Annotated in this window: 19 protein-coding genes, 2 tRNA genes and 2 pseudogenes; 20 read left to right on the top strand and 3 right to left on the bottom strand. The window is 68.4% G+C overall.

Annotated features, from left to right (window positions below):
• Nucleotides 1-109: 109 nt before the first annotated feature.
• The gene (locus tag ACHMW8_RS27155) at nucleotides 110-739 is read right to left on the bottom strand and encodes a TetR/AcrR family transcriptional regulator (RefSeq protein WP_395444378.1); all 630 of its coding nucleotides are present in this window, start codon (nucleotides 737-739) and stop codon (nucleotides 110-112) included.
• 109 nt (nucleotides 740-848) lie between these two features.
• Between ACHMW8_RS27155 and ACHMW8_RS27150 the strand changes: the two genes are divergently transcribed.
• From ACHMW8_RS27150 to ACHMW8_RS27140, 3 genes and pseudogenes are all read left to right on the top strand, one after another.
• Entirely contained in the window at nucleotides 849-2,279 is a 1,431-nt protein-coding gene (locus ACHMW8_RS27150; RefSeq protein WP_395444377.1) for an efflux transporter outer membrane subunit, read from the top strand.
• Nucleotides 2,280-2,320: 41 nt separating this feature from the next.
• On the top strand, nucleotides 2,321-3,457 hold the full coding sequence (locus ACHMW8_RS27145; RefSeq protein WP_395444376.1) for an HlyD family efflux transporter periplasmic adaptor subunit: 1,137 nt from the start codon (nucleotides 2,321-2,323) through the stop codon (nucleotides 3,455-3,457).
• 20 nt (nucleotides 3,458-3,477) lie between these two features.
• Nucleotides 3,478-4,803: pseudogene (locus ACHMW8_RS27140) on the top strand (DHA2 family efflux MFS transporter permease subunit); the annotation flags it as partial.
• Nucleotides 4,804-5,100: 297 nt separating this feature from the next.
• Here the strand turns inward: ACHMW8_RS27140 and katG are convergent.
• Nucleotides 5,101-7,280 (bottom strand): annotated as a pseudogene (gene katG, locus ACHMW8_RS27135) (catalase/peroxidase HPI).
• Nucleotides 7,281-7,629: 349 nt separating this feature from the next.
• On the opposite strand from katG, the gene ACHMW8_RS27130 reads away from it, so the two are divergent.
• The 4 genes from ACHMW8_RS27130 (at nucleotide 7,630) to ACHMW8_RS27115 (ending at nucleotide 13,153) form a co-directional block, all read left to right on the top strand.
• The gene (locus tag ACHMW8_RS27130) at nucleotides 7,630-7,857 is read left to right on the top strand and encodes a hypothetical protein (protein ID WP_395444375.1); all 228 of its coding nucleotides are present in this window, start codon (nucleotides 7,630-7,632) and stop codon (nucleotides 7,855-7,857) included.
• A gap of 56 nt (nucleotides 7,858-7,913) precedes the next feature.
• Nucleotides 7,914-9,227, top strand: coding sequence for an acetyl-CoA C-acetyltransferase (locus tag ACHMW8_RS27125; protein ID WP_125158831.1), 1,314 nt, complete (start codon nucleotides 7,914-7,916; stop codon nucleotides 9,225-9,227).
• Nucleotides 9,228-9,237: 10 nt separating this feature from the next.
• Nucleotides 9,238-11,331 carry a 3-hydroxyacyl-CoA dehydrogenase NAD-binding domain-containing protein gene (locus ACHMW8_RS27120; RefSeq protein ID WP_395444374.1) on the top strand — a complete coding sequence of 698 codons (2,094 nt, stop codon included), beginning with the start codon at nucleotides 9,238-9,240 and terminating at the stop codon, nucleotides 11,329-11,331.
• Between the two features lie 895 nt (nucleotides 11,332-12,226).
• Nucleotides 12,227-13,153 carry an acetyl-CoA hydrolase/transferase C-terminal domain-containing protein gene (locus ACHMW8_RS27115; protein WP_395444373.1) on the top strand — a complete coding sequence of 309 codons (927 nt, stop codon included), beginning with the start codon at nucleotides 12,227-12,229 and terminating at the stop codon, nucleotides 13,151-13,153.
• 110 nt (nucleotides 13,154-13,263) lie between these two features.
• Here the strand turns inward: ACHMW8_RS27115 and ACHMW8_RS27110 are convergent.
• Nucleotides 13,264-13,338, bottom strand: a tRNA-Thr gene (locus ACHMW8_RS27110).
• A gap of 89 nt (nucleotides 13,339-13,427) precedes the next feature.
• Between ACHMW8_RS27110 and ACHMW8_RS27105 the strand changes: the two genes are divergently transcribed.
• The 13 genes from ACHMW8_RS27105 to ACHMW8_RS27045 all read left to right on the top strand — a co-directional run bounded on the left by ACHMW8_RS27105 (nucleotide 13,428) and on the right by ACHMW8_RS27045 (nucleotide 22,265).
• Nucleotides 13,428-13,880, top strand: coding sequence for a hypothetical protein (locus ACHMW8_RS27105; protein WP_395444372.1), 453 nt, complete (start codon nucleotides 13,428-13,430; stop codon nucleotides 13,878-13,880).
• 99 nt (nucleotides 13,881-13,979) lie between these two features.
• The gene (gene murA / locus ACHMW8_RS27100) at nucleotides 13,980-15,269 is read left to right on the top strand and encodes a UDP-N-acetylglucosamine 1-carboxyvinyltransferase (protein ID WP_125158827.1); all 1,290 of its coding nucleotides are present in this window, start codon (nucleotides 13,980-13,982) and stop codon (nucleotides 15,267-15,269) included.
• Between the two features lie 2 nt (nucleotides 15,270-15,271).
• Nucleotides 15,272-15,712, top strand: a complete 441-nt coding sequence (locus ACHMW8_RS27095) for a DUF2948 family protein (protein ID WP_125158826.1) — start codon at nucleotides 15,272-15,274, stop codon at nucleotides 15,710-15,712.
• Nucleotides 15,713-15,913: 201 nt separating this feature from the next.
• Nucleotides 15,914-16,108 carry a hypothetical protein gene (locus ACHMW8_RS27090; RefSeq protein ID WP_395444371.1) on the top strand — a complete coding sequence of 65 codons (195 nt, stop codon included), beginning with the start codon at nucleotides 15,914-15,916 and terminating at the stop codon, nucleotides 16,106-16,108.
• A 60-nt stretch (nucleotides 16,109-16,168) separates the two neighbouring features.
• Complete coding sequence (locus tag ACHMW8_RS27085) at nucleotides 16,169-17,617, top strand: NCS1 family nucleobase:cation symporter-1 (protein ID WP_395444370.1); 1,449 nt, start codon at nucleotides 16,169-16,171, stop codon at nucleotides 17,615-17,617.
• A gap of 85 nt (nucleotides 17,618-17,702) precedes the next feature.
• Complete coding sequence (gene hisD, locus ACHMW8_RS27080; protein ID WP_395444369.1) at nucleotides 17,703-18,989, top strand: histidinol dehydrogenase; 1,287 nt, start codon at nucleotides 17,703-17,705, stop codon at nucleotides 18,987-18,989.
• A gap of 20 nt (nucleotides 18,990-19,009) precedes the next feature.
• Entirely contained in the window at nucleotides 19,010-19,489 is a 480-nt protein-coding gene (locus ACHMW8_RS27075) for a UPF0262 family protein (protein ID WP_125158822.1), read from the top strand.
• A gap of 1 nt (nucleotide 19,490) precedes the next feature.
• Entirely contained in the window at nucleotides 19,491-19,946 is a 456-nt protein-coding gene (locus tag ACHMW8_RS27070) for a low molecular weight phosphatase family protein (protein WP_125158821.1), read from the top strand.
• Between the two features lie 97 nt (nucleotides 19,947-20,043).
• Nucleotides 20,044-20,262, top strand: coding sequence for a translation initiation factor IF-1 (infA, locus tag ACHMW8_RS27065; RefSeq protein ID WP_035044427.1), 219 nt, complete (start codon nucleotides 20,044-20,046; stop codon nucleotides 20,260-20,262).
• A gap of 19 nt (nucleotides 20,263-20,281) precedes the next feature.
• Entirely contained in the window at nucleotides 20,282-20,878 is a 597-nt protein-coding gene (locus tag ACHMW8_RS27060; protein ID WP_395446066.1) for a Maf family nucleotide pyrophosphatase, read from the top strand.
• Complete coding sequence (locus ACHMW8_RS27055) at nucleotides 20,875-21,921, top strand: ribonuclease E/G (RefSeq protein WP_125158820.1); 1,047 nt, start codon at nucleotides 20,875-20,877, stop codon at nucleotides 21,919-21,921. Before ACHMW8_RS27060 ends, ACHMW8_RS27055 begins: the two co-directional genes overlap by 4 nt.
• Nucleotides 21,918-22,091 (top strand): DNA gyrase inhibitor YacG, encoded by a 174-nt coding sequence (locus ACHMW8_RS27050; RefSeq protein ID WP_395444368.1) that lies wholly within the window; start codon nucleotides 21,918-21,920, stop codon nucleotides 22,089-22,091. The genes ACHMW8_RS27055 and ACHMW8_RS27050 overlap by 4 nt, the downstream gene beginning before the upstream one ends.
• 98 nt (nucleotides 22,092-22,189) lie before the next feature.
• Nucleotides 22,190-22,265, top strand: a tRNA-Phe gene (locus ACHMW8_RS27045).
• Nucleotides 22,266-22,639 lie beyond the last annotated feature (374 nt).

Raw genomic sequence — 22,639 nt, 5'->3', positions numbered from 1 at the left:
CGGGTTCGTTCAACCCATTCTGGGAAGCCTACGCTCCCTAGTCTTGTCATCCCGGCTCCCCGCTTCGCCGCGGCCGGGATGACAAGGAATGGATCGCTCGTTCGAGTTCCTAAGCCGCCTTCGTCCCGAAAGCCGCCAGGAACGTCGCCACCGCGGCCTGAACCTCGGCGTCCACTTCGGCGAGGGAGGGTTCGCCGACATAGTTGACCAGCCGGGCCTTCAGCAGGCGGTTCTGGCAGAGGCCGATGAACTGGTGCGCCGCGGCCAGCGGATCCTCGGCGTGGATGCGGCCGTCGGCCTTGGCGCGCGCCAGGTAGTCGCCGAGGATCTGCGCGCCGCGCCTGGGTCCAGCCTCGTAGAAGGCGCGGCCAAGGTCCGGCGTGCGCTCGGCGGCGGCCGTGATCAGCCGGAAGTGGCGCATGTTGCGCTCGGAAAGCACGTTGGTCAGATAGCGGCGGCCGACGTGGGTGAGGGCGGTTTTCAGGTCACCCCCGTCATCCAGCAGGCTGAACATCGCCTCGCGCTGCCAGTCGCAATAGCGCTCGATATGGGCCTGGAAGATCTCTTCCTTGCTCTTGAAGTAGTTGTAGAGCGTGCTCTTGGAGCCGCCGACCTTGGCCGCGATGGTCGACATCGAAGCGGCGTCGTAGCCCTCGGCCAGGAACACCTCGGCGGCGATGTCGAGGATCGCTTCGCGGCGGGCGTCACGGTCCAGGCGGGGTTTCGTCTCGGGCAGCATAATTCTTTTTTCCGACCGTACCGTACGGTCGCCTTGACTGTGGCGCAAGCGGGGCCTACTTGCACCACACCATATGACTATACCGTACGGTCACATCAAGGCGCCTGTCATGCCGAGCTTCTCTCCCCGCCGAAGCGTTCCTTTCTTCGCCGCCGCGAGCGCCCTGGTGCTGGCCGCCTGCGCAAGCCTGCCCCCGGCGCAGCCCGCCCGCGTGGCGAAAGCCCCTCAAGCCTATGAGACCGCCCAGACCCTGGCTGCCCCGACCGCCGACTGGCCGGCCGACGCTTGGTGGACCGCCTACGGCGACGCTCAGCTGAACGCCCTGGAAGACGAGGCTCTGAAGGGCTCCCCGACCCTGGCCGCCGCCGAGGCCCGCCTGCGCCGCGCCCAGTCGCTGGTCGCCCAGGCCAAGTCCGCCGACCTGCCCCGGGTCTCGCTGGGCGCCTCGGCCGCCGAGAGCAAACAGAGCTACAACGCCGGCATCCCGCCCGCCTTCGTACCGCAAGGCTATAACGATATCGGCCGCCTGGCCCTCGACTTCAGCTGGGAACTGGACTTCTGGGGCAAGAACCGCGCGGCCGTCGCCGCGGCCACGTCCGAGGCCAAGGCCGCCCAGGCCGACGCCGCCCAGGCCCGCCTGACCCTGTCGACCGCGATCGCCTCCACCTATGCGGAGCTGTCGCGCCTCTACGCCCAACGCGACGTCGCCGACCAGGCCGTGCGCTTGCGCCAGCAGACCTCGGACCTCGTCTCCAGGCGCGTCGCCAATGGCCTCGACACCAAGGCCGAGAGCGAGCAGGCCGCGGCCGGACCGCCGGCCTCGAAGGCCGAGCTGTCGGCCATCGACGAGCAGATCGCCCTGACCCGCAACGCCCTGGCGGCCCTGGTCGGCGCCGGTCCCGATCGCGGTCTCGCCATCGCCCGTCCGGCCAATGTGTCGATCAAGCCGTTCGGCCTGCCGGAAAACCTCCCCGCCAACCTGATCGGTCGACGTCCCGACGTGGTCGCCGCCAAATGGCGGGCCGAGGCCGCGACCTCGCGCACGAAGCAGGCCAAGGCCGCCTTCTATCCGGACATCAACCTGTCGGGCTTCGTCGGCGCCCAGTCGCTTTATCTCGACAAGCTGTTCTCCAGCGGCTCGGACATCGGCCAGGTCGGTCCGGCCCTGAGCCTGCCGATCTTCGAGGGCGGCCGCCTGCGGGCCGGCCTGCGCGGCGCCGAGGCCGACCGTGACGCCGCTGTGGCCAGCTATGACGGCGCCCTGACCCAGGCCCTGCGCGAGGTGGCCGACGTCACCGCCAGCGAGAAGGCGCTCAATAGCCGCCTTGCCGACGCCCGCTTGGCCCTGGCCGCTAACGAGAACGCCTACCGCATCGCCCGTCTGCGCTACGAGGGGCAGTTGTCGACCTACCAGTCGGTGCTGCTGGCCGAGCAGTCGGTCCTGACCCAGCGCCGGGTCGTCGCCGACCTGGAAAGCCGCGCCTTCGCCCTCGACATCGCCCTGGTCCGCGCCCTCGGCGGCGGCTTCACCGGCGCCTGAAACCAATCCCCAAAGCATCCGCTCGCTAGGACTTGCACCGAATGTCCGATCAACAACCCGCCAATGGCGGCCATGGCGCCGCCAACAACAAGCGTCGCCGCCAACTGACCCTGCTCGGCGGCGCCGTCGCCGTCGGCCTGCTGGGCTACGGCGCCTGGTGGCTGGCCTTCGACAGCCATTATGTCGAGACCGACGACGCCTATGTCGGGGCCGAAACCGCCCAGGTGACCGCCTTGTCGCCGGGCCCGGTGGCCAAGATCTTCGTGGTCGAGACCCAGGCCGTGAAGGCCGGCGACCCGTTGGTCATCATCGACGACGCCGACGCCCGCATCGCCGTCGCCCAGGCCGAGGCCGCCCTTGGCCAGGCCGAGCGCAAGGTGAAGGGTTACTTCGCCAGCGACACCGCCTTGGCCGGCCAGTTCGAGGCTCGCCAGGCCGACGTCGCCCGCGCCGACGCTCAGATCGTCGCCGCCAAGGCCGACGTCGATCGCGCCCGCGTGGATCTCTCGCGCCGCCAGGCCCTGGTGGGCGAGGGCGCCGTTTCGGGCGACGAGCTGACGACCGCCCAGAACCGTCTCGCCAACGCCCAGGCCGCGCTGAACGCCGCTCAGGCCGGCCGCGCCCAGGCCCTGGCCAGCCGCGACGCGGCCATCGGCACGCGTGAGGTCAACACCGTGCTGATCTCGGGCGTTTCGGTCACCGAGAACCCCGAGGTCAAGGCCGCCCAGGCCCGGCTCGACGCCGCGCGCCTGGCCCTGGCCCGCACCGTGGTCCGCGCCCCGACCGACGGCGTCGTCGCCCGCAAGTCGGTGCAAGTTGGCCAGCAGGTCGCCATGGGCACGCCGATGATGGCCGTGGTGCCGACCGCCCAGGCCTATGTCGACGCCAACTTCAAGGAAGTGCAACTGGACAAGGTGGTCCCCGGCCAGCCGGTGGTGCTGACGTCCGACCTTTATGGCGGCGGCGTGAAGTTCCACGGCAAGGTCCGTGGCCTGGCAGGCGGCACCGGTTCGGCCTTCTCGCTGATCCCGGCCCAGAACGCCTCGGGCAACTGGATCAAGGTGGTCCAGCGCGTCCCGGTCCGCATCACCCTGGACCCCGCCGAACTGGCCAAGCACCCGCTGCGGGTTGGGCTGTCCATGAAGGCCAAGATCGACGTCGCCAAAGGCGCGAAGTAGTCCGTTACTAGGAGCCGCCCATGGCGTCCGAACAATCACAAGGCGCTGGTCCGGCGCCGATGACCGGGATGCTCCTGGCCGTCACCTCGATCGCCCTGGCCCTGGGCACCTTCATGCAGGTGCTGGACAGCACCATCGCCAACGTCTCGATCCCGACCATCGCCGGCAATCTCGGCGTCAGCTCCAGCCAGGGCACCTGGGTGATCACCGCCTTCGCCGTGGCCAACGGCGTCTCGGTGCCGCTGACCGGCTGGTTGATGGGCCGCTACGGCGTCGTGAAGACCTTCGTGGTCTCGGTGATCCTGTTCACGATCGCCTCGTTGCTGTGCGGCCTCTCCTGGAATCTCGAATCCCTGATCCTGTTCCGCATCCTGCAAGGCGCGGTGTCCGGCCCGATGATCCCCGGCTCCCAGGCCCTGCTGATCATGATCTTCCCGCCCAACAAGCGGGGCACGGCCCTGGCGATCTGGTCGATGACCACCCTGGTGGCCCCGATCTGCGGTCCGATCCTGGGCGGCTACATCTCCGATAATATCTCCTGGCCGTGGATCTTCCTGATCAACGTGCCCGTGGGCATCCTCTGCGCCGTCGTCTGCTGGCGGAACATGGCCAGCCGCGAGACCCCGACCCGCAAGCTGCCGATCGACCGCACTGGCTTCATGCTGCTGCTGGTCTGGGTCGGCGCGCTGCAGGTGATGCTGGACACCGGCAAGGAGGCCGACTGGTTCTCCTCGCCCGCCATCGTCGTCGAGATGTGGATCGCCATCATCGGCTTCATCGCCTGGGTGATCTGGGAGCTGAACGAGAAGCACCCGATCGTCGACCTGTCGCTGTTCAAGTCCAGCAACTTCGTGATCGGCACCATCGCCTTCTGCCTGGGCTACGCGGTGTTCTTCGGCAACAACCTGCTGCTGCCGCTGTGGCTGCAGACCCGGATGGGCTACATCGCGACCTGGGCCGGCCTGGTGGCCGCGCCGAGCGGCGTGGTCGCCGTGATGCTGACGCCGTTCATGGCCCGGCTGATGAACAAGGTCGACGCCCGCTGGATGGCGACTTTGTCGCTGGCCGCCTTCGGCCTGTCCTTCTTCATGCGCTCGGGCTACACGCCCGACGCCAATTTCTGGGCGCTGGTCATGCCGATGCTGGTCCAGGGCGTGGCGATGAGCACGTTCTTCATATCGATGGTGACCATCTCGCTGAACGGCATCCCGCCCCAGCAGACGCCACAGGCCTCGGGGCTGTCGAACTTCTCGCGGATCACCGCGGGCAGCTTCGCCGCCTCCCTGGCCACGACGATCTGGGATCGGGGCGAGTCCGTGCACCAGACCCGTCTGGCCGAGACCATGAGCTCCGGCAGCCCGGCCTGGCTCGACGCCGTGAGCAAGCTGCAGGCGACGGGCATGACCCGACCTGCAGGCGGTCGGGGCGATCACCAACCAGGTGGTCAACCAGGCCTATCTGCTGGCGGCCCTGGACTTCTTCCGCGTCTCGGCGTGGCTGTGCGTGATCCTGATCCCGCTGATCTGGCTGACCAAGAAAGCCAAGGCCAGCGGCGCGGCCCACGCGGCCGCCGACTAAAAGCGAGGGGCGCTAGCCAAGCCGGCCAGCGCCCCTTTTTTCACCTCCGGCGGGAGCCGCTGTCTTCAGTTCAGGTCGAGGCGGTCGGCGTTCATGACCTTGGTCCAGGCCGCCACGAAGTCCTTCACGAACTTCTCCTGCGAGTTCCGCACAGGCATAGACCTCGGCGAAGGCCCGCAGTTCGGCGTGCGAGCCGAAGATCAGGTCGGCGCGGCTGGCGGTCCAGCGCGGCTCGCTGCTCTTGCGGTCGTGGCCGGCGAAGGCGTTGACCGCCGTCGGGGCCCAGGTCGTGCCCATGCTCAGCAAGTTGACGAAGAAGTCGTTGGTGAGCGCGCCGACGCGATGGGTGAAGACACCGTCCTTACTTCCGCCGGCGTTGGCGCCCAGCACCCGCAGACCACCGACGAGCACCGTCATTTCCGGCGCCGACAGGCCCAGCAGATGGGCCCGGTCGACCAGGGCCTCTTCCGGGGACATGAACTGCGGGCCGCTCTTGCGATAGTTGCGGAAGCCGTCCGACAGCGGCTCCAACGGCTCGAAAGACGCCGCGTCGGTCTGCTCGGCTGAGGCGTCCATGCGGCCCGGGGCGAAGGGAACCTCGATCGGCGCGCCGGCGTCCCGGGCGGCCTTCTCGACGGCGGCGTTGCCCGCCAGCACGATCAGGTCGGCCAGGGAGACCTTCTTGCCCCCGGTCCCGTTGAAGCCCTGCTGGATGCCTTCCAGAGTCGATAGCACCTTGGCCAGGATGGGCGGGTCATTGACCTCCCAGTCCTTCTGCGGAGCGAGGCGGACTCGCGCGCCGTTGGCGCCGCCGCGCTTATCCGACTTGCGGTAGGTCGAGGCCGAGGCCCAGGCGGTCGACACCAACTCGGCGACCGACAGGCCCGAGGCCAGGATCTTGTCCTTCAGCGCCTTGGCGTCGGCGGCGTCGATCAGCGGGTGGTCGACGGCCGGGATCGGGTCCTGCCAGATCAGGGTTTCCTTGGGCACGAGCGGGCCGAGATAGCGCTGGATCGGCCCCATGTCGCGGTGGGTCAGCTTGAACCACGCCCGGGCGAAGGCGTCGGCGAACTGGTCGGGGTTCTCATAGAACCGGCGCGAGATCTTTTCGTATTCCGGGTCGAAGCGCAGGGCCAGGTCCGACGTCAGCATCCTCGGGCGTCGCGTCTTAGACGCGTCGTAGGCGTCCGGGATGTCGGCCGGGGCGTCCTTGGCTTCCCACTGATGGGCGCCGCCGGGGCTCTTGGTCAGCTCCCATTCGAACTTGAAGAGATTGTCGAAGAAGTGGTTGCTCCACCTGGTCGGAGTCTCGGCTCCAGGTGACCTCCAGGCCGGACGTTATCGCGTCGGCGCCGAGGCCCGTGCCGTGCTTGCTGCGCCAGCCCAGGCCGCCATCCTCGATCTGGCCGCCTTCCGGCTCTGGGCCGACGAACGAGGGATCGCCCGCGCCGTGGGTCTTGCCGAAGGTGTGGCCGCCAGCGATCAGGGCGACGGTCTCCTCGTCGTTCATGGCCATGCGGGCGAAGGTGGCGCGGATGTCGCGCGCCGAGGCCACGGGATCAGGATTGCCGTTCGGGCCCTCCGGATTGACGTAAATCAGGCCCATCTGCACCGCGCCGAGGGCCGGGTGCAACTGACGCTCGCCGCTGTAGCGTTCGTCGCCCAGCCATGAGCCCTCCGGCCCCCAGTAGAGCTCCTCGGGCTCCCACTGGTCGGCGCGGCCGCCGGCGAAGCCGAACGTCTTGAAGCCCATCGACTCCAGCGCGACGTTGCCGACCAGCACATAGAGATCGGCCCACGAGATCTTGCGGCCGTACTTCTGCTTGATCGGCCACAGCAGACGGCGCGCCTTGTCCAGGTTGGCGTTGTCCGGCCAGCTGTTCAGCGGTGCGAAGCGCTGCTGTCCGCCACCGGCGCCGCCGCGCCCGTCCGAGGTGCGATAGGTGCCGGCGCTGTGCCAGGCCAGGCGAATGAAGAGGCCGCCATAGTGACCGAAGTCGGCGGGCCACCAGTCCTGAGAATCCGTCATCAGGGCGTGCAGGTCATTGATGACCGCGTTCAGGTCGAGGGTCTTGAATTCCTCGGCGTAGTTGAACGCCTCGCCCATCGGGTTCGAACGCGGCGAGTGCTGATTGAGACTTTCCAGGCGGAGATTCTCGGGCCACCAGTCCCGGTTGCTTCGGCCGCCTTTGCCATGCCCCATCGGGCACTGACCTTGCACGCTGTCGTCCACCTTAGCGTCCATCGTCGTTTCCTCCGCGCTGCTCGCGCCTGGCTGTCGTCCCCCGACCGCGTCCTAGGGAGCCGCCGTTTTCGGCCATTGGTAAAATTGATTGTTCCTATCGCCGCGATAGAGAAAGTCTTCGTCGCGGCGTGCGCGGATCAACGCGGCTCGGCTGGCGCGCGCATGTTCGACGGGCTTGGCTCGGTTCTCGCAACCGTCCAGCGTTGCATTAAAGATTGGACAGGATCGCGCAATCTCCGGTGAGTCCTCTGGCATCGCGCGACAATGCTTGTCAAAAATGTGTCTGACTCGGCTGGGCGAGCAGTAACATTACAAGTAGTTCATGATAGCGCTGGGTAAGACTTGATGGGTGCAAGTGCTCATCGGCCAGAACCATTGGAAGGATGCTGTTCTCTCGCAACTTGAGGCCGGCGACATCTTCCGCTTGGCTGAGCCTAGCGGCGAGCTCGTTCATGGTGGAAAGATCTACGTGGTGAGGGAAGCGCCTCGAGTCATCGCCCAGGAATGGCCGGAAAAGGCGGGTGCCGCGGTCGTCTTGTTCAGCGCGGCCTGCACCGAAGCCGGAAAGGCGGAGTAGCGGTGGAGCGACCTTGACCGTCCGGCGTTTGAAAGCCGTATAGTCAGGGGAGCGTGATGACCGCCCAAAGCCCAAGCCCAGTCGTTTCCGGCCGACCTGTCTACGTGATCGACGGCGCGCGGACGCCGTTCCTGAAGGCCCGAGGCGGGCCGGGGCCGTTCACCCCCGTCGACCTCGCCGTCCAGTGCGGACGCCCCTTGCTGCTGCGCCAGCCCTTTGCGCCGGACGCCTTCGATCAAGTGATCCTGGGGTGCGTCAACGTCATCGCCGACGAGCAGAACCCCGCCCGCGTGGCCGCGCTGCGCCTGGGCTGCGGCCCCGAGATGACCGCCTTTACCGTGGCCATCAACTGCGGCTCGGGCATGCAGTCGATCGACACCGCCTACCGCTACATCCGCGAGGGCTCTTCAGAGCTGATCCTGGCCGGCGGCGCGGAGGCTCTGAGCCACGCGCCGCTCGTGTTGAAACAGACCGCGGTCGAATGGCTGTCGAGCCTGCAGGGCGCGAAGGCTCCGATCGACAAGGTCAAGGCCATGGCCGGCTTCCGACCTGACATGCTGCAGCCGGTCATCGGGCTGGAGCGCGGCCTGACCGACCCGATCACCGACCTTGGCATGGGCCAGACCGCCGAGGTGCTGGCTCACTATTTCGGCATCAGCCGCGAGGCCGCCGACGCTTACGCCGTCGAGAGCCACCACCGCTTGGCCAGAGCGCAGAAGTCTGGCTGGCTGTCCGGCGAGGTCGAGCCCGCTTTCGCTCGTGATGGAACCGTCTACGACCACGACGATGGCGTGCGTCCCGACAGCAGCGCCGAGAAGCTTGCGACCCTGAAGCCGGCCTTCGAGCGGCCGTTCGGCAAGGTCACGCCCGGCAACAGCTCGCAGATCACCGACGGCGCCTCCTGGGTGATCCTGGCGTCCGAGGAGGCGGTGCGGAAGCACGGGCTGAAGCCGCGCGCCGTGATCCTCGACAGCGAATGGGCGGCCCTGGATCCGTCGATCATGGGGCTGGGGCCCGTTCTGGCCTCGACGCCCCTTTTGCAGCGCGCGGGCCTGAGCCTGCGGGACATCGAGCTCTGGGAGCTGAACGAGGCCTTCGCCGCCCAGGTGCTGGCCTGTCTGGCGGCCTGGGAGGACGAGGGCTTCTGCCGCGAGGTGCTGGGCCTGCCTGGCGCCGCCGGCGTCATCGACCGCGACCGGCTGAACGTCGATGGCGGCGCGGTCAGCCTGGGTCATCCGGTTGGGGCCAGCGGCAATCGCATCGTGCTGCATCTGGTCAACGCCCTGGAGCGCCTCGACCTGAGGCGCGGCATCGCCACCGAATGCATCGGTGGCGGCCAGGGCGGCGCCATGCTGATCGAGCGGGTGTAAGGAGATGGCCATGCAAGACCGCGCCCTGACCCTGCTGAAGCCGCGCGACCTCGACCTGGGGCCGCCGCCGATGAACGACTATGGCCTGGCGCACTGGCGGCTGACCCGAGGTCCGGACGGCGTCGCCTGGGCGGTGCTCGACAAGGCCGACGCCAGCGCCAACACCCTGGACGACGCGGTGCTTGGCGAACTGGATCAGATCCTGGACCTGATGCAGGCCGACCGCCCGGTCGCCCTGGTGATCCGTTCGGCCAAGCCGTCGGGCTTTATCGCTGGCGCCGACGTCGGCCAGTTCCGCGGCGCGAACGACGTCGGCGAGATTGAGCAGCGCATGGCCCGCGCTCACGCCATCGTCGACCGCCTGGAGAGCCAGCCCTACCAGACCATCGCGGTGGTCCATGGCTACGCCCTAGGCGGCGGACTGGAGGTGGCGCTGGCCTGCAAGGTCCGCATCGCCATCGATGGCGCCAGGTTCGGCTTTCCGGAGATCCAGCTCGGCCTGCATCCGGGCCTGGGCGGCACGGCGCGGTTCACGCGGCTGATCGATCCGCTGCAGGCCATGAGCTTCATGCTGACCGGCAAGACGATCGCGGCGAAGAAGGCCAAGGACCTGGGCCTGGTCGACGCCGTCCTGCCCGAGCGCCACGTCCGCGCCGCCGTGAACGCGGCCATTCGCGGCGACCTGCGTGGCGAGGGCCAAAGTCTGATCGACCGGATCAAGGACAGCGCCCCGGCCCGGCGCCTGGCCGCCGGACGCATGCGCGACGAGGCCAGGAAGCAGGCCCCGCCCGAGCACTATCCGGCGCCCGGCGCGCTGATCGACCTGTGGGAGCGCCATGGCGGCGACTTCGAGGCGATGAAAGCGGCCGAGATCGGGTCCTTCGCGCGGCTGATGGTATCGGAGACGGCCCAGAACCTGATCCGTGTCTTCTTCCTGCGCGAGACGCTGAAGGGGCTGGCGGGGGAGGGCTATGACATTCGCCGCGTCCACGTGATCGGGGCGGGCGCCATGGGCGGCGACATCGCCGCCTGGTGCGCCTGGAGCGGCCTGACCGTCACCTTGACCGACGTGAAAGCCGAGCCGATCGGCGGGGCGATCAAGCGCGCCGCCGAGCTGTATGGCAAGATCAGCCACGACGATGCTCTGAAGGTTCGCGACGCGTTGGACCGCCTTGTCCCGGACCTGAGGGGCGAGGGCGCGCGGTCGGCCGATCTGGTCATCGAGGCCGCGCCGGAGAAGGTGGATTTGAAGCGGGGTCTCTACGCCAGGATCGAGCCGCTGATGAAGCCGGGCGCGATCCTGGCGACCAACACCTCGTCTATCCCCCTGGAGACCCTGCGCGAAGGTCTGCGCCGACCCGAGCGGCTGGTCGGCCTGCACTTCTTCAATCCGGTCTCGCGGATGCAGCTGGTCGAGGTGGTGCGCCACGGAGGCCTGGATCCCGAGGTTGAAAAGGCCGCCCGCGCCTTCGTCGGGGCCATCGAGCGCCTGCCGGCGCCGGCCCGAAGCGCGCCGGGCTTCATCGTCAACCGAGCCCTGACGCCGTATCTGGTCGAGGCCATGGCCATGCTGGACGAGGGCGTCGCCAAGGAGACCATCGACAAGGCCGCCGAGCGGTTCGGCATGCCGATGGGGCCGATCGAGCTGGCCGACCAGGTCGGCTTGGACATCTGCCTGGCCGTGGCCGACATGCTCAAGCGCGAACTCAAGTGGGACATGCCCGACGCCCCGCAATGGCTACGCGACAAGGTCGAGCACAGGCAGTTGGGAAAGAAGACTGGCGAAGGCCTCTACGTCTGGAGGGGCGGCCATCCCAACAAGGCCCCCAATGCGGCCGAGCCCGACCCGGACATGGCCGACCGGCTGGTCCTGCCGCTCGTCAACACCTGCGCGGCCTTGCTGGGCGACGGCGTCTCGGAGGATCCGGACGTCATCGACGCGGCGATGATCTTCGGGGCCGGCTTCGCGCCGTTCCGAGGCGGTCCGCTGCGTTACGCGCGCCAGCGCGGCGTCGCCGAGGTGAAGGCCAGGCTGGAGGATCTGGCCCGTAAGTACGGCGAACGCTTCCGGCCGGCGGAAGGCTGGTCCAAGCTGGAGGCATGACGGACCGCTTCACCGACTCCGAAGTCCTGGCAGACGCCATCATCGCCAAGGTCGGCCGCCGCATCGTTCTGGGTCTGCCACTGGGCCTGGGCAAGGCCAATCATGTCGCCAACGCCCTGTTCGCGCGGGCCATGGCCGATCGGTCGCTGCACCTGCACATCTTTACCGCCCTGACCCTGGAGCCGCCCCGCCCCAAGTCGGAGCTGGAGGCCGCCTTTCTCGGGCCGGTGATCGCGCGCGCCCTGGGCGGCTATCCGGCCCTGGCCTATGCCGACGTCCAGCGCCGCGACGCCCTGCCGGACAATATCCAGGTCGACGAGTTCTTCTTCCAGGCCGGCACGCGCCTCTCCGTCGAGAGCGCCCAGCGCAGCTACATCTCGGCCAACTACACCCATGCCGCCGGTTACCTGCTGGATCGCGGCGTCAATGTCGTGGCCCAACTGGTGGCCAGGGAAGGCGACCGCTACAGCCTGTCCTGCAACACTGACATCACCCTGGACCTGCTGGCCGCTCGCCAGGCCGGCAAGGCCGACTTCCTGCTGGTCGGCCAGGTCAATGACGAGCTGCCGTTCATGCCGGGCGACGGCGATCTGCCGGCTTCGGCGTTCAGCCATCTGCTGGAGGGGCCGGCCGTCCAGTTTCCGCTGTTCGCCCCGCCCAAGGAGCCGATCTCGGACGCCCACTACGCGATCGGCTTCCACGCGGCCGGCCTTGTCCCGGACGGCGGCACGATCCAGATGGGCATCGGCTCGATCAGCGATGCGGTGACGCAAGGCCTGATCGTCCGCCATCGCGACCCGGCTGGCTTCCTCGACACCCTGAATCGCCTGTCGCCCGCCGCGGGGCGCCCAGACATGCCGAGCCGTTCCAGAAGGGGCTCTACGCGGCGACCGAAATGTTCGTCGACTGCCTGCTCGACCTCTGGAAGGCCGGCGTGCTCAAGCGCGAGGTCGACGGGGCGGTGCTGCACGGCGGCTTCTTCCTGGGTCCGCGCGCCTTCTACGAGGCCCTGCGCAAGATGCCCGCGGAGGACCGCGCCAAGTTCCAGATGCAGGCGATCTCCGGCATCAACGAACTCTACGGCGACGAGGCGGTCAAGCGTGTCGCTCGCGTCGACGCGCGCTTCATCAACACCGCCATGATGGTCACCCTGCTGGGCGCGGTGGTCTCCGATGGCCTGGAGGACGGCCGCGTGGTCAGCGGCGTGGGCGGACAGTACAACTTCGTGGCCCAGGCCTTCGCGCTGGAGAACGCGCGGTCGGTGATCACCTTGGACGCCGTGCGCGGAGCGGGGAAGAAGGCCAGTTCGAACGTGCTGTGGTCCTACGGCCACGGCACCATTCCGCGCCACCTGCGCGACATCGTCATCACCGAGTACGGCGTCGCCGACCTGCGCGGCCGCACCGACCGTGACGTGATCGTGGCCCTGCTAAGGGTGGCTGACAGCCGCTTCCAGCCGGCGCTGCTGGAGCAGGCCAAGGCCGCCGGCAAGCTGGAGCGCGGCTACGCCCTGCCGGCCGAGGTTCGCGACAACACCCCCGAGCGCATCGCCGAGGCGCTGGCGCCGGCCAAGGCCGCGGGTCTGGCCCCGTTGCTGCCGTTCGGCTCGGACTTCGATCCGCTGGAAGAGAGCCTGTTGCCGACACTCGGAAGGCTGAAGGCGGCGCAGGCCGAGCCGAAGGCGCTGCTCGGCTTGGTTCTGGAAGGCCTGCGAGCCAAGACTGGCGATGAAGCGGCGTTGACGCGCCTTGGCCTTGATCGACCGCGAGGCCTCCGACAGCGCCTGACCGCTCTGGCCGTGCGCGGCGCCCTGCGTCGTTAGGGCATGCCGGGCGCCGAACTTCGTCCAGCCGTCATGCGCTTTACGCGTCGGCTTCAAACGGTTTGGATTTTCAGGGAATGGTGGGGATCCAAGCTATGCTTGGATCCCCATGGTGCCACGACAGGGACTCGAACCCTGGACCTCAGCCTTACCAAGGATGCGCTCTACCACTGAGCTACCGCGGCGAAGAGGAGGGGCGTATAGCGAGGTGAATCGCGAACGCCAAGCCCAAAATCGTCTTGACCGAAGATCTTTGTCGCCGCACCCCCGGCGCATGGCGATCAGCGACGACAAATCCACCCGCGAGGCCAAGCTGGCCGAGGCGCTCCGTACGAACCTCCGCAAGCGGAAAGCCGCCGCCCGCGGACGTTTGGACGAATCCGACCCCGCGATCACGGCGGCTGAGGCCGCGCCGAGGCCCTATAACGTCGTTCGCAAACTGCTGGGGATAACTCATCGCGGCGATGAGCGGATCGAGCTGACGATCGAGCTCTCCGCGCCGTTTCCGAATCCCGACGGTCCGGGCTGGGCGGTCGCGGTGCGGCTGACGGGCGACGGCGGACAGTTCGACACCGAAGTCGGCAAGGCCGCCTTCGGGCGCGATGGACTGGCGGCGACGCGCCAGGCGATCGAGCTGGCCCAGGTGGCCCTCGACCTCGCCAGCACGACCCATGACCTTCGCTGGCCGGACGACGAGCGTCCCTACGATCTTTCGGCTCCAATTTAGAGGCGTAGCCCTTGCAAGCCCCCTTGCAACGGATAGAACCCGCCCCTCACATGTTGAACCGCGCGGCGACCCCCACCCCCGCGCGTTCGAGGGACCTGAATGGATCGCATCGCCATCACCGGCGGCGCGCGGCTGAACGGATCGATCCCGGTCAGCGGCGCCAAGAACTCGGCCATCAAGCTGATGGCGGCCAGCCTGCTCACCGACGAGCCGCTGCGCCTGACGAACATGCCGCGCCTGGCGGATACGCGTTTCCTGGGCAAGCTGCTGGCGCGCCTGGGCGTCGAGGTTACCGAGCGCGACGGCGCCGACGGCCAGGAAACCGTGCTGCACGCAGCCGAGATCACCAGCGGCTTCGCGCCCTATGACCTGGTGCGCCAGATGCGCGCTTCGTTCAACGTGCTGGGCCCGCTCGTCGCCCGCTCGGGCCAGGCCAAGGTTTCGCTGCCGGGCGGCTGCACCATCGGCGCGCGTCCCGTGGACCTGCACCTGCAGGCGCTGGAGGCGCTGGGCGCCAAGATCGACCTGCATGAGGGCTATGTCTACGCCCAGGCCCCGCGTGGCCTGAAGGGCGCGGAGATCGTCTTCCCGATGGTCTCGGTGGGCGCCACCGAGCACGCCATGCTGGCCGCCGTGCTGGCCGACGGGACGACCGTGATCCGCAACGCCGCCTGCGAGCCGGAGCTGGTCGACCTGCAGGAGTGCCTCAACGCCATGGGCGCCAAGGTCGAAGGCGCGGGCACGCCGACCATCACCATCACCGGTGTCGCCCGCCTGAAGGGCGCGACCCACGCCGTGATCCCCGACCGCATCGAGATGGGCACCTACGCCGTCGCCGCGGCCATGGCCGGGGGCGAAGTGCGCCTGACTAACGCCCGTCCCGGCCTGATCGACAGCCTGCTCGTCAAGCTGGAAGAGGCTGGCGCCGGCGTCGAGCACACCAATGACGGCTGCATCATCCGCCGCAACGGCCAGCGCCTGAACGCCGTCGACATCGAGACCGCGCCGTTCCCGGGCTTCGCCACCGACCTGCAGGCGCAGTTCATGGCCCTGATGACGACCGCGAACGGCGAGAGCCGCATCCGCGAGACCATCTTCGAGAACCGCTTCATGCACGCTCCCGAGCTGATGCGCCTGGGCGCCGATATCTCGGTCTCGGGCGGCGAGGCCCGCGTGCGCGGCGTCGAGCAACTGGAAGGCGCCGAAGTGATGGCCACCGACCTGCGCGCCTCGGTCAGTCTGGTGATCGCCGGCCTGGTCGCGCGCGGCGAGACCACGGTCAGCCGCATCTATCACCTGGATCGCGGCTTCGAGCGCCTTGAAGAGAAGTTGGGCGCCTGCGGGGCCCAGGTCCGTCGCATCAAGGGCGACGGCGAGCCGGAGCTCTGAGGATGACCGAAACCGCAAAGCCGCTGCGCCTGCTGGCCCACGACGCCGACGATCTCGGCGTGCTGTCGGCCGCCCTGCAGGACGCGGTGGCCAAGATCGGCGACATCCGCTGGGACGCCCAGGGGCGCACCCTGACCATCGCCTGCAACCGCTTCCGCTGGGAGGCGGCCAAGGCCAAGCAGGGCGAGCGCGTGCGTTCGGCTCTCCAGTTCGGTGACGTCACCGGCGTGCAGGGGCGCAACCTGCGTCGCGACGCCAAGGGGGCGGTGGTCGAGCTGCTGTCCATCGGCTTCACGCCGGGCGAGGAAGCTCCGGCGGGCATCGTCACCCTGACCTTCGCGGGCGGCGGTGACATGCGGGTCTCGGTGGACTGCCTGGACGTGGCCCTGGCCGACGTCTCCGATCCCTGGGTCACGCCTCGGACGCCGGGTCATGCGGACTAGATAACAGCGACAAGAGCTCCTGAATCAGGCGCCTGCTCAATCCCTGAGCGGCGCCTTTTTTCTGGTCTTTTGGCGGGCAGGGCGCGCGCCTGGGATTCGTCCCACGCCGTAGTGATCGGCCGGCCAGTTCGCCTGGCGGGCGAGCGGTGCTAGGTTAACGCCACGCGCCCGTCAGAGGCGCGGTCCGTCAGGGAGGCCGCGATGGCCAGAAGGACAGCCTATTCGACTGGGGAAACCCAGTCGGTTTTCTTCCGTGCGTGCGACATCACCAAACCCGAACCGCCGGTGCTGCGCCATGGCGGTCCCTGCTTCGACTGGGGCCGCGCGACCCTGGTGGCGCTGTGCGTGGTGTTCCTGGGCGGTCTGGCGACCCTGGCCTACGCGGCGCTGGGCTGATCTGAAGAACGCCGTTCCTTCGATTGCCTCGGGCCAGCAAGCGCGCCTAAGCTTCGCCGCATGAGCACGCCCGATAGCGACCTGTGGAACGAAGACCTGGCGCCGACCAGCCAGGCTCAACGCACCTGGCGCTGGCGGCACTTCGCGGCGCTGTGGCTGGGCATGGTCATCTGCGTGCCGGCTTACATGCTGGCCTCGGGCCTGATCGAGCAGGGCATGTCGGCGGGGCAGGCGGTGCTGACCGTGCTGCTGGGCAACCTCGTCGTACTGATCCCCATGCTGCTGATCGGCCATGCCGGCGCGCGCTGGGGCGTACCCTATGCGGTGCTGGCGCGGGCGTCGTTCGGCTGGAAGGGCGCGCGGATCCCGGCCGTGGCGCGGGCCATCGTCGCCTGCGGCTGGTACGGCATCCAGACCTGGATCGGGGGCGGGGCGCTGCTGACCCTGTTGGGCGTCATCGTCGGCAAGAAGCTGGAAGGCGCGCCGCTGCCGCTCTTAGGCATCGGCCTGGGCCAACTTCTGGCCTTCTTCGCCTTCTGGGCCGTCCAGCTGCTGTTCGTCACCAAGGGCCTGACCGCGGTGCGCAAGCTGGAGACCTGGACCGCGCCGATCAAGGTGCTGATCTGCGGCTTGATGGTCTGGTGGGCGGTCAGCAAGGCCGGCGGCCTGGGCCCGATCTTCCACCAGCCCTCGGCCTTCGTCGAAGGCGGGGCCAAGGCCGGGCAGTTCTGGAGCGTCTTCGCCCCGGCCCTGACGGCCATGGTCGGCTTCTGGGCCACTCTGGCCCTGAACATCCCCGACTTCACCCGCTTCGCCCGGACCCAGTCCGACCAGATCATCGGTCAGGCGCTGGGTCTGCCCGCGCCGATGGGCCTGCTGGCCCTGGTCAGCGTGGTGACGACCTCGGCCACCGTCCTCGTGTTCGGCAAGGCGGTGTGGGACCCGGTGCAGCTGGCGGGCGACATCGGCGGGATCGCCGTGGTCGTGGGCCTGCTGATCATCAGCCTGGACACCGTCTGCTGCAACATCGCCGCCAATCTTGTCGGACCGGCCTATGACTTCTCGGCCCTGTGGCCCAGCAAGATCAGCTATCGCACCGGCGGCTGGATCACGGCCGGCATCGGCGTGCTGATCATGCCTTGGAAGCTCTTGGAGACCACCCAGGGCTACATTTTCACATGGCTGGTCGGCTATGGCGCGCTTCTGGGGCCGATCGCCGGAATCCTGATCGTCGACTACTGGATCGTGCGGAAGGCTCTGCTGGCGGTGGATGACCTCTATGTCCGCGACGGCGCCTATGCCTACCGAGGTGGCTGGAACCCGGCGGCGATCATCGCCCTGGTGCTGGGCGTGCTGCCGAACCTGCCGGGGTTCCTCGCGGCCGCCGCGCCGCACCTGTTTGGCGGCTTGGGCGGGTTCTGGACCGGGCTCTACACCTACGCCTGGTTCGTGGGCCTGGCGATCGCGGCCCTGATCTACGGACTGATGATGCGGGGCAGGGCGGTTTAAGCGCGATCGCTTTCCTTTCCTCATCGAGGGGGAGGAGGGCGTCGAAAGGCCTTGCCTACCGCCGCAAAAGCCGCATTTAGACCCCATGCGCCGCTTCTCATTTACCGACCCCGGTTTCGCCGCCGCCTTCAAGGCCTTTCTCGACGAACGTCGCGGCTCGCCGGCTGATGTCGACGCCGCCGCCGCCGAGGTGCTGGAGGCGGTGAAGTCCCGTGGGCTCGAGGCGCTGCTCGACTACGGCCGCCGGTTCGACAAGGTCGAGCTGACCGCCGAGACGATCCGCGTGACTCCTGAAGAGATCGAGCAGGGCGCGGCCGACACTCCCGCCGACGTGCGCGAGGCCATCGCCTTCGCCGCCGCCCGTATCCGCGCCTATCACGGCCGCCAGCGTCCGGCCGACCAGGCCTGGACCGACGAGGCTGGCGTCGAGCTGGGCTGGCGCTGGACGGCGCTGGAGGCCGTGGGCGTCTATGTCCCCGGCGGCCGCGCGGCCTATCCCTCGACCGTGCTGATGAACGCCGTGCCCGCCCAGGTGGCCGGCGTCGACCGCATCGCCATGGTCACCCCGCCCGGCAAGCTGCAGCCGGCGGTGCTGGCCGCCGCCAAGGAGGCCGGCGTCACCGAGATCTGGCGAGTGGGCGGAGCTCAGGCTGTCGCCGCGCTCGCCTACGGCGCGGGTCCCATCCAGCCGGTCGACAAGATCGTCGGTCCCGGCAATGCCTATGTCACCGCCGCCAAGCGTCGTCTGTACGGTGTGGTCGGGATCGACGCCCTGGCGGGCCCGTCCGAGATCGTCGTGGTGGCGGACAACCAGAACAACCCCGACTGGATCGCCGCGGACCTGCTGAGCCAGGCCGAGCACGATCCGGCCGCCCAGTCGATCCTGATCACCGACGATCCGGGCTTCGCCGGCGCCGTCGAGGCCGCCGTGATCGAACGCCTCAAGACCCTGGCCACCGGCGAGGACGCCGCCGCCTCGTGGCGCGACCACGGCGCGGTGATCATCGCCCCGCTGGACGAGAGCCCCGCTCTGGTCGACGCCATCGCGCCCGAGCACGTCGAGTTCGCGATGGAGAACCCGGAGCGCCTGGCCGACCGTGTGCGCCACGCCGGCGCGATCTTCCTGGGCCGCCTGACGCCAGAAGCCATCGGCGACTATGTGGCCGGCTCCAACCACGTGCTGCCGACCAGTCGCGCGGCGCGCTTCCAGTCGGGCCTGTCGATCTACGACTTCATCAAGCGCACCTCGATCGTGAAGTGCGACGCGGCCTCGTTCGGCGTCCTGGGGCCGCACACCGTCGCGCTGGCCAAGGCCGAGGGATTGCCGGCCCACGCCTTGTCGGCGTCCATACGGTTGCCTTCGGGCGACTGACGCGCGAACGTCCGCGATAGATGAGCACCGCCGACTCCGCCAGCCACAGGATCAAGTCGATCGAGATCGACGAGGACAGCCTCGCGGCCGCCTCGCGCGACCAGGAACAGGAACGCCAGGTCGCGATCTTCGACCTCCTGGACGGCAACTATTTCGAACCGGCCGAGGCGTCCGGCGGCCCCTACGACATCAAGCTGTCGCTGGTCGAGAACCGCCTGGCCTTCGACATCGTCGGGCCCGACTACGCCAAGCGCCACCTGCTGTCCCTGTCGCCCTTCCGGGGGGTGATCAAGGACTACTTCATGATCTGCGACAGCTACTATTCGGCGATCCGCAGTTCGACGCCGCAGCAGATCGAGGCCTTGGACATGGGCCGGCGCGGCCTCCACAACGAGGGCTCGAACCTGCTGCGCGAACGCCTGGAGGGCAAGGTCAAGACCGACCTCGACACAGCCCGACGCCTGTTCACCTTAATCTGCGCGCTGCACTGGCGGGGTTAGGGTGGCGGAGCTCCCGGACGCCGTCCTCTTCACCTGCAACTACAACCGCGTGCGCTCGCCGATGGCCGAGGGGCTGTTCAAACGCTTCTACGGGACCAGGGCGTTCGTCGACTCCTGCGGGCTCAAGTCGGATCCGGCCGGGGAGGGGATCGACCCCTTCGTCGTGGTGGTGATGGACGAACTGGGCCTGGACGTCTCGCGCCACAAGCCCAAGACCTTCGCCGAGCTGGAGGACGACAGCTTCGACGTCGTCGTTTCCCTGACGCCGGAAGCCCAGCACCGGGCCGTCGAGCTGTCGCGCGATCGCGCGGTCGAGATCGAATATTGGCCCACCCATGATCCGACGTTGACGGACGGTTCGCGCGAGGCCCGGCTGGAGGCCTATCGCCTGGTTCGGGACAGCCTGGCCGAGCAAATTAAACGACGTTTCGGGGCGCCATCGACGTTTGGGGGGTGAATGCGTTATAGAGGCGCCTCGCCGCGAAAGGTCGCGTGCTGACTCGCTCGTCAGCGCGCCCTCGTGGCTATTTGATTCGCTCCATTTGAGAGGCCTGATGGCTAAGGAAGAACTGCTCGAGTTTCCCGGTACGGTCAGCGAACTGCTGCCGAACGCCACCTTCCGGGTGACGCTTGAGAACGCGCACGAGATCATCGCCCACACCGCCGGCAAGATGCGCAAGAACCGCATCCGCGTGCTGGCCGGCGACAAGGTCCTGGTCGAGATGACCCCCTACGACCTGACCAAGGGCCGTATCACCTACCGCTTCAAGTAGGACGCCCGTGGCTCCCGAGATGGCCGCCCGGCCATCGCTGGTCCTGGCCAGCGCGAGCCCGCGGCGCCTCGACCTGCTGGCCCAGGTCGGCGTTACGCCCGACCGGGTCGATCCCGCCGACATCGACGAAAGTCCGCTGCGCGACGAGACCCCGCGCCGCCACGCCCTGCGTCTGGCGCAAGAGAAGGCGCGCGCCGTCGCCGCGCGCGCGCCTGGCGACTTCGTCCTGGCCGCCGATACGGTGGTGGCCGTCGGCCGCCGCATCCTGCCCAAGGCCGAGACCGAGGCCGACGTCCTCTATTGCCTGAAACTGCTGTCCGGTCGGAACCACAAGGTGTTGACTGGGGTGGCCCTGATCGCGCCCGACGGCCGCATGGGCTCGCGCCTGGTCGAGACCAAGGTCGGTTTCAAGCGCCTGACCGACGCCGAGCGCGACGCCTATGTCGAAGGCGGCCAGTGGAAGGGCAAGGCGGGCGGCTATGGCGTCCAGGGCATGGCCGGCGGCTTCATCACCGACCTGCGGGGCTCCTATCCCAGCGTCGTGGGTCTGCCGCTATACGAGACCCTGAACCTGCTGGAAGGCCTGGGGTATCACGCCAAGGGCGAGCCGACGTGAGCGAGCGCAGAGCCTATCTTCACAAGGGCGTCGGCGAGACGGTCGGCGTTGTGACCCTGGATGGCCGCCCCGAGCGCCTGTTTGTGGCCTGGCCTACCGACGATCCGCTGGACGCCGAGGGCGTGCGGGGCGTGGCCCGTATCAAGTCGATCGAGAAAGCCTTCAACGCGGCCTTTGTGGCCCTGCCGGGCGGCCAGGACGTGATCCTGCCGCTGCGGCCCGACATGCCCAGGCTTGTCGAGGGCGGATTGGTCGAGATCGAGATCAAGACCGCCTCGCGCGCCGACAAGGCCGCCGTGGCCCGCTTTGTCGCCGAAGGGGAGGGCGAGCCGCGCGTGCTGGAGGCCGCGTCGTCGGTCGAGGAACGCCTGCGCCAGGCCGTGAAGGCTGGGTCGCCCACGACCGGCGACAAGGCGCTCCTGGCCGTCGAGGAGGCCGAGGCCGACGCTTTGGCGGTGGTTTTCGCCCTGCCGGGCGGGGGCGACATCGCCGTGGAGCCGACGCGGGCCCTGACGGCGATCGACGTCGATCTGGGCGGCCGCGAGGCCGGCGATTCGAAGCGCGCCGCCCGCCAGGCCAACATGGCCGCGCTCGGCGTCGGGGCCCGCGTGTTGCGGCTGAAAGGGCTGGGCGGCATCGTCGTCTTCGACCTCGTCGGCCGAGGACATGATGGTCAGGCCCTGACGACGGCCGCCCGCAACGCCTTCTCCCCGGATAACCCTGGTGTGGGAATCGGGGCGATCAGCAAGTTCGGCACGCTGGAGATGATCATCCCGCGCCGCGCGCCGCCGATTCTCGACCGCCTGCTGACGCCGAGCGGGGCGGCGAATCCCCGCCATGTCGCCCGACGCCTGGCGCGAGCGCTGGAGCGCGAGGGCAGGGCGGACCCCGGCGGCCGTCTAACGGGCCGTTGCGCGCCCGTCGTGGCAGAGGCTTTCACGCGCGAGCTGGACGCCGGCGTCGCCGAGCGCCTGGGTCGTCGTTTCGTCATCGAATCCCGATCGGACTGGCCGGTCGACCGTCTTGAGGTGTCCGTCACATGAGCACGGGGTGCCCCACCTGCGGCAAGCCGGTCGATCCGGCTTTCCGTCCCTTCTGTTCCAAGCGTTGCGCGGACGTCGACCTGCAGCGCTGGCTGAGCGACCGCTATGTCGTCCCGGGCGGCGAGGACGACGACGAAAATCCTCTGTCCGAAGACATCCACAGAGAATGAAAAAGGGCGCTGGACATCCCATCCGGCCTCACTTATAGACCCGGCTCCTCGCTGCAGAGCGAGGTCGCCGAGGCGGTTTCGACCGCCGAACGCTAGATGCCTGGGTAGCTCAGTTGGTAGAGCAGCGGATTGAAAATCCGCGTGTCACTGGTTCGATTCCGGTCCCAGGCACCACTTTCTTCGTAAGCCGGATTCCTTCTCGGACCGCCCTGGAACCAGGCCGGTCGCGTTGTCGTTTTCCTGTCATGATGGCGGTTGACCCACCGCCGGGGCGCACCACCTGCTGAGAGGGCAGGCGCCTTTCTTCATCGACCGGCGTTTTATTGCTATGCTGCGATGCAGCATGGTTTTTCTCGTTGCCAGGGAAAAACCGCCCCTTTTTCCGGAAAACCCTTTTGTGCGCTGCGGTGAGGCCGGGGGGAACGGCCGTCGACGATGCATTTGTGCCCAAATGATCCCCTTGACGGTGCGAAAAGGGGTTGCCAAAGGACCACAGCCGCAATTCTAACATTGCGGTAAGACCGGAGCCCCAACGGGGCGTCGGTTGC

It is taken from the genome of Caulobacter sp. UC70_42, assembly GCF_044056025.1.
Taxonomy (GTDB): Bacteria; Pseudomonadota; Alphaproteobacteria; order Caulobacterales; family Caulobacteraceae; genus Caulobacter.
This window is presented reverse-complemented; position numbering and strand designations above follow the sequence as displayed.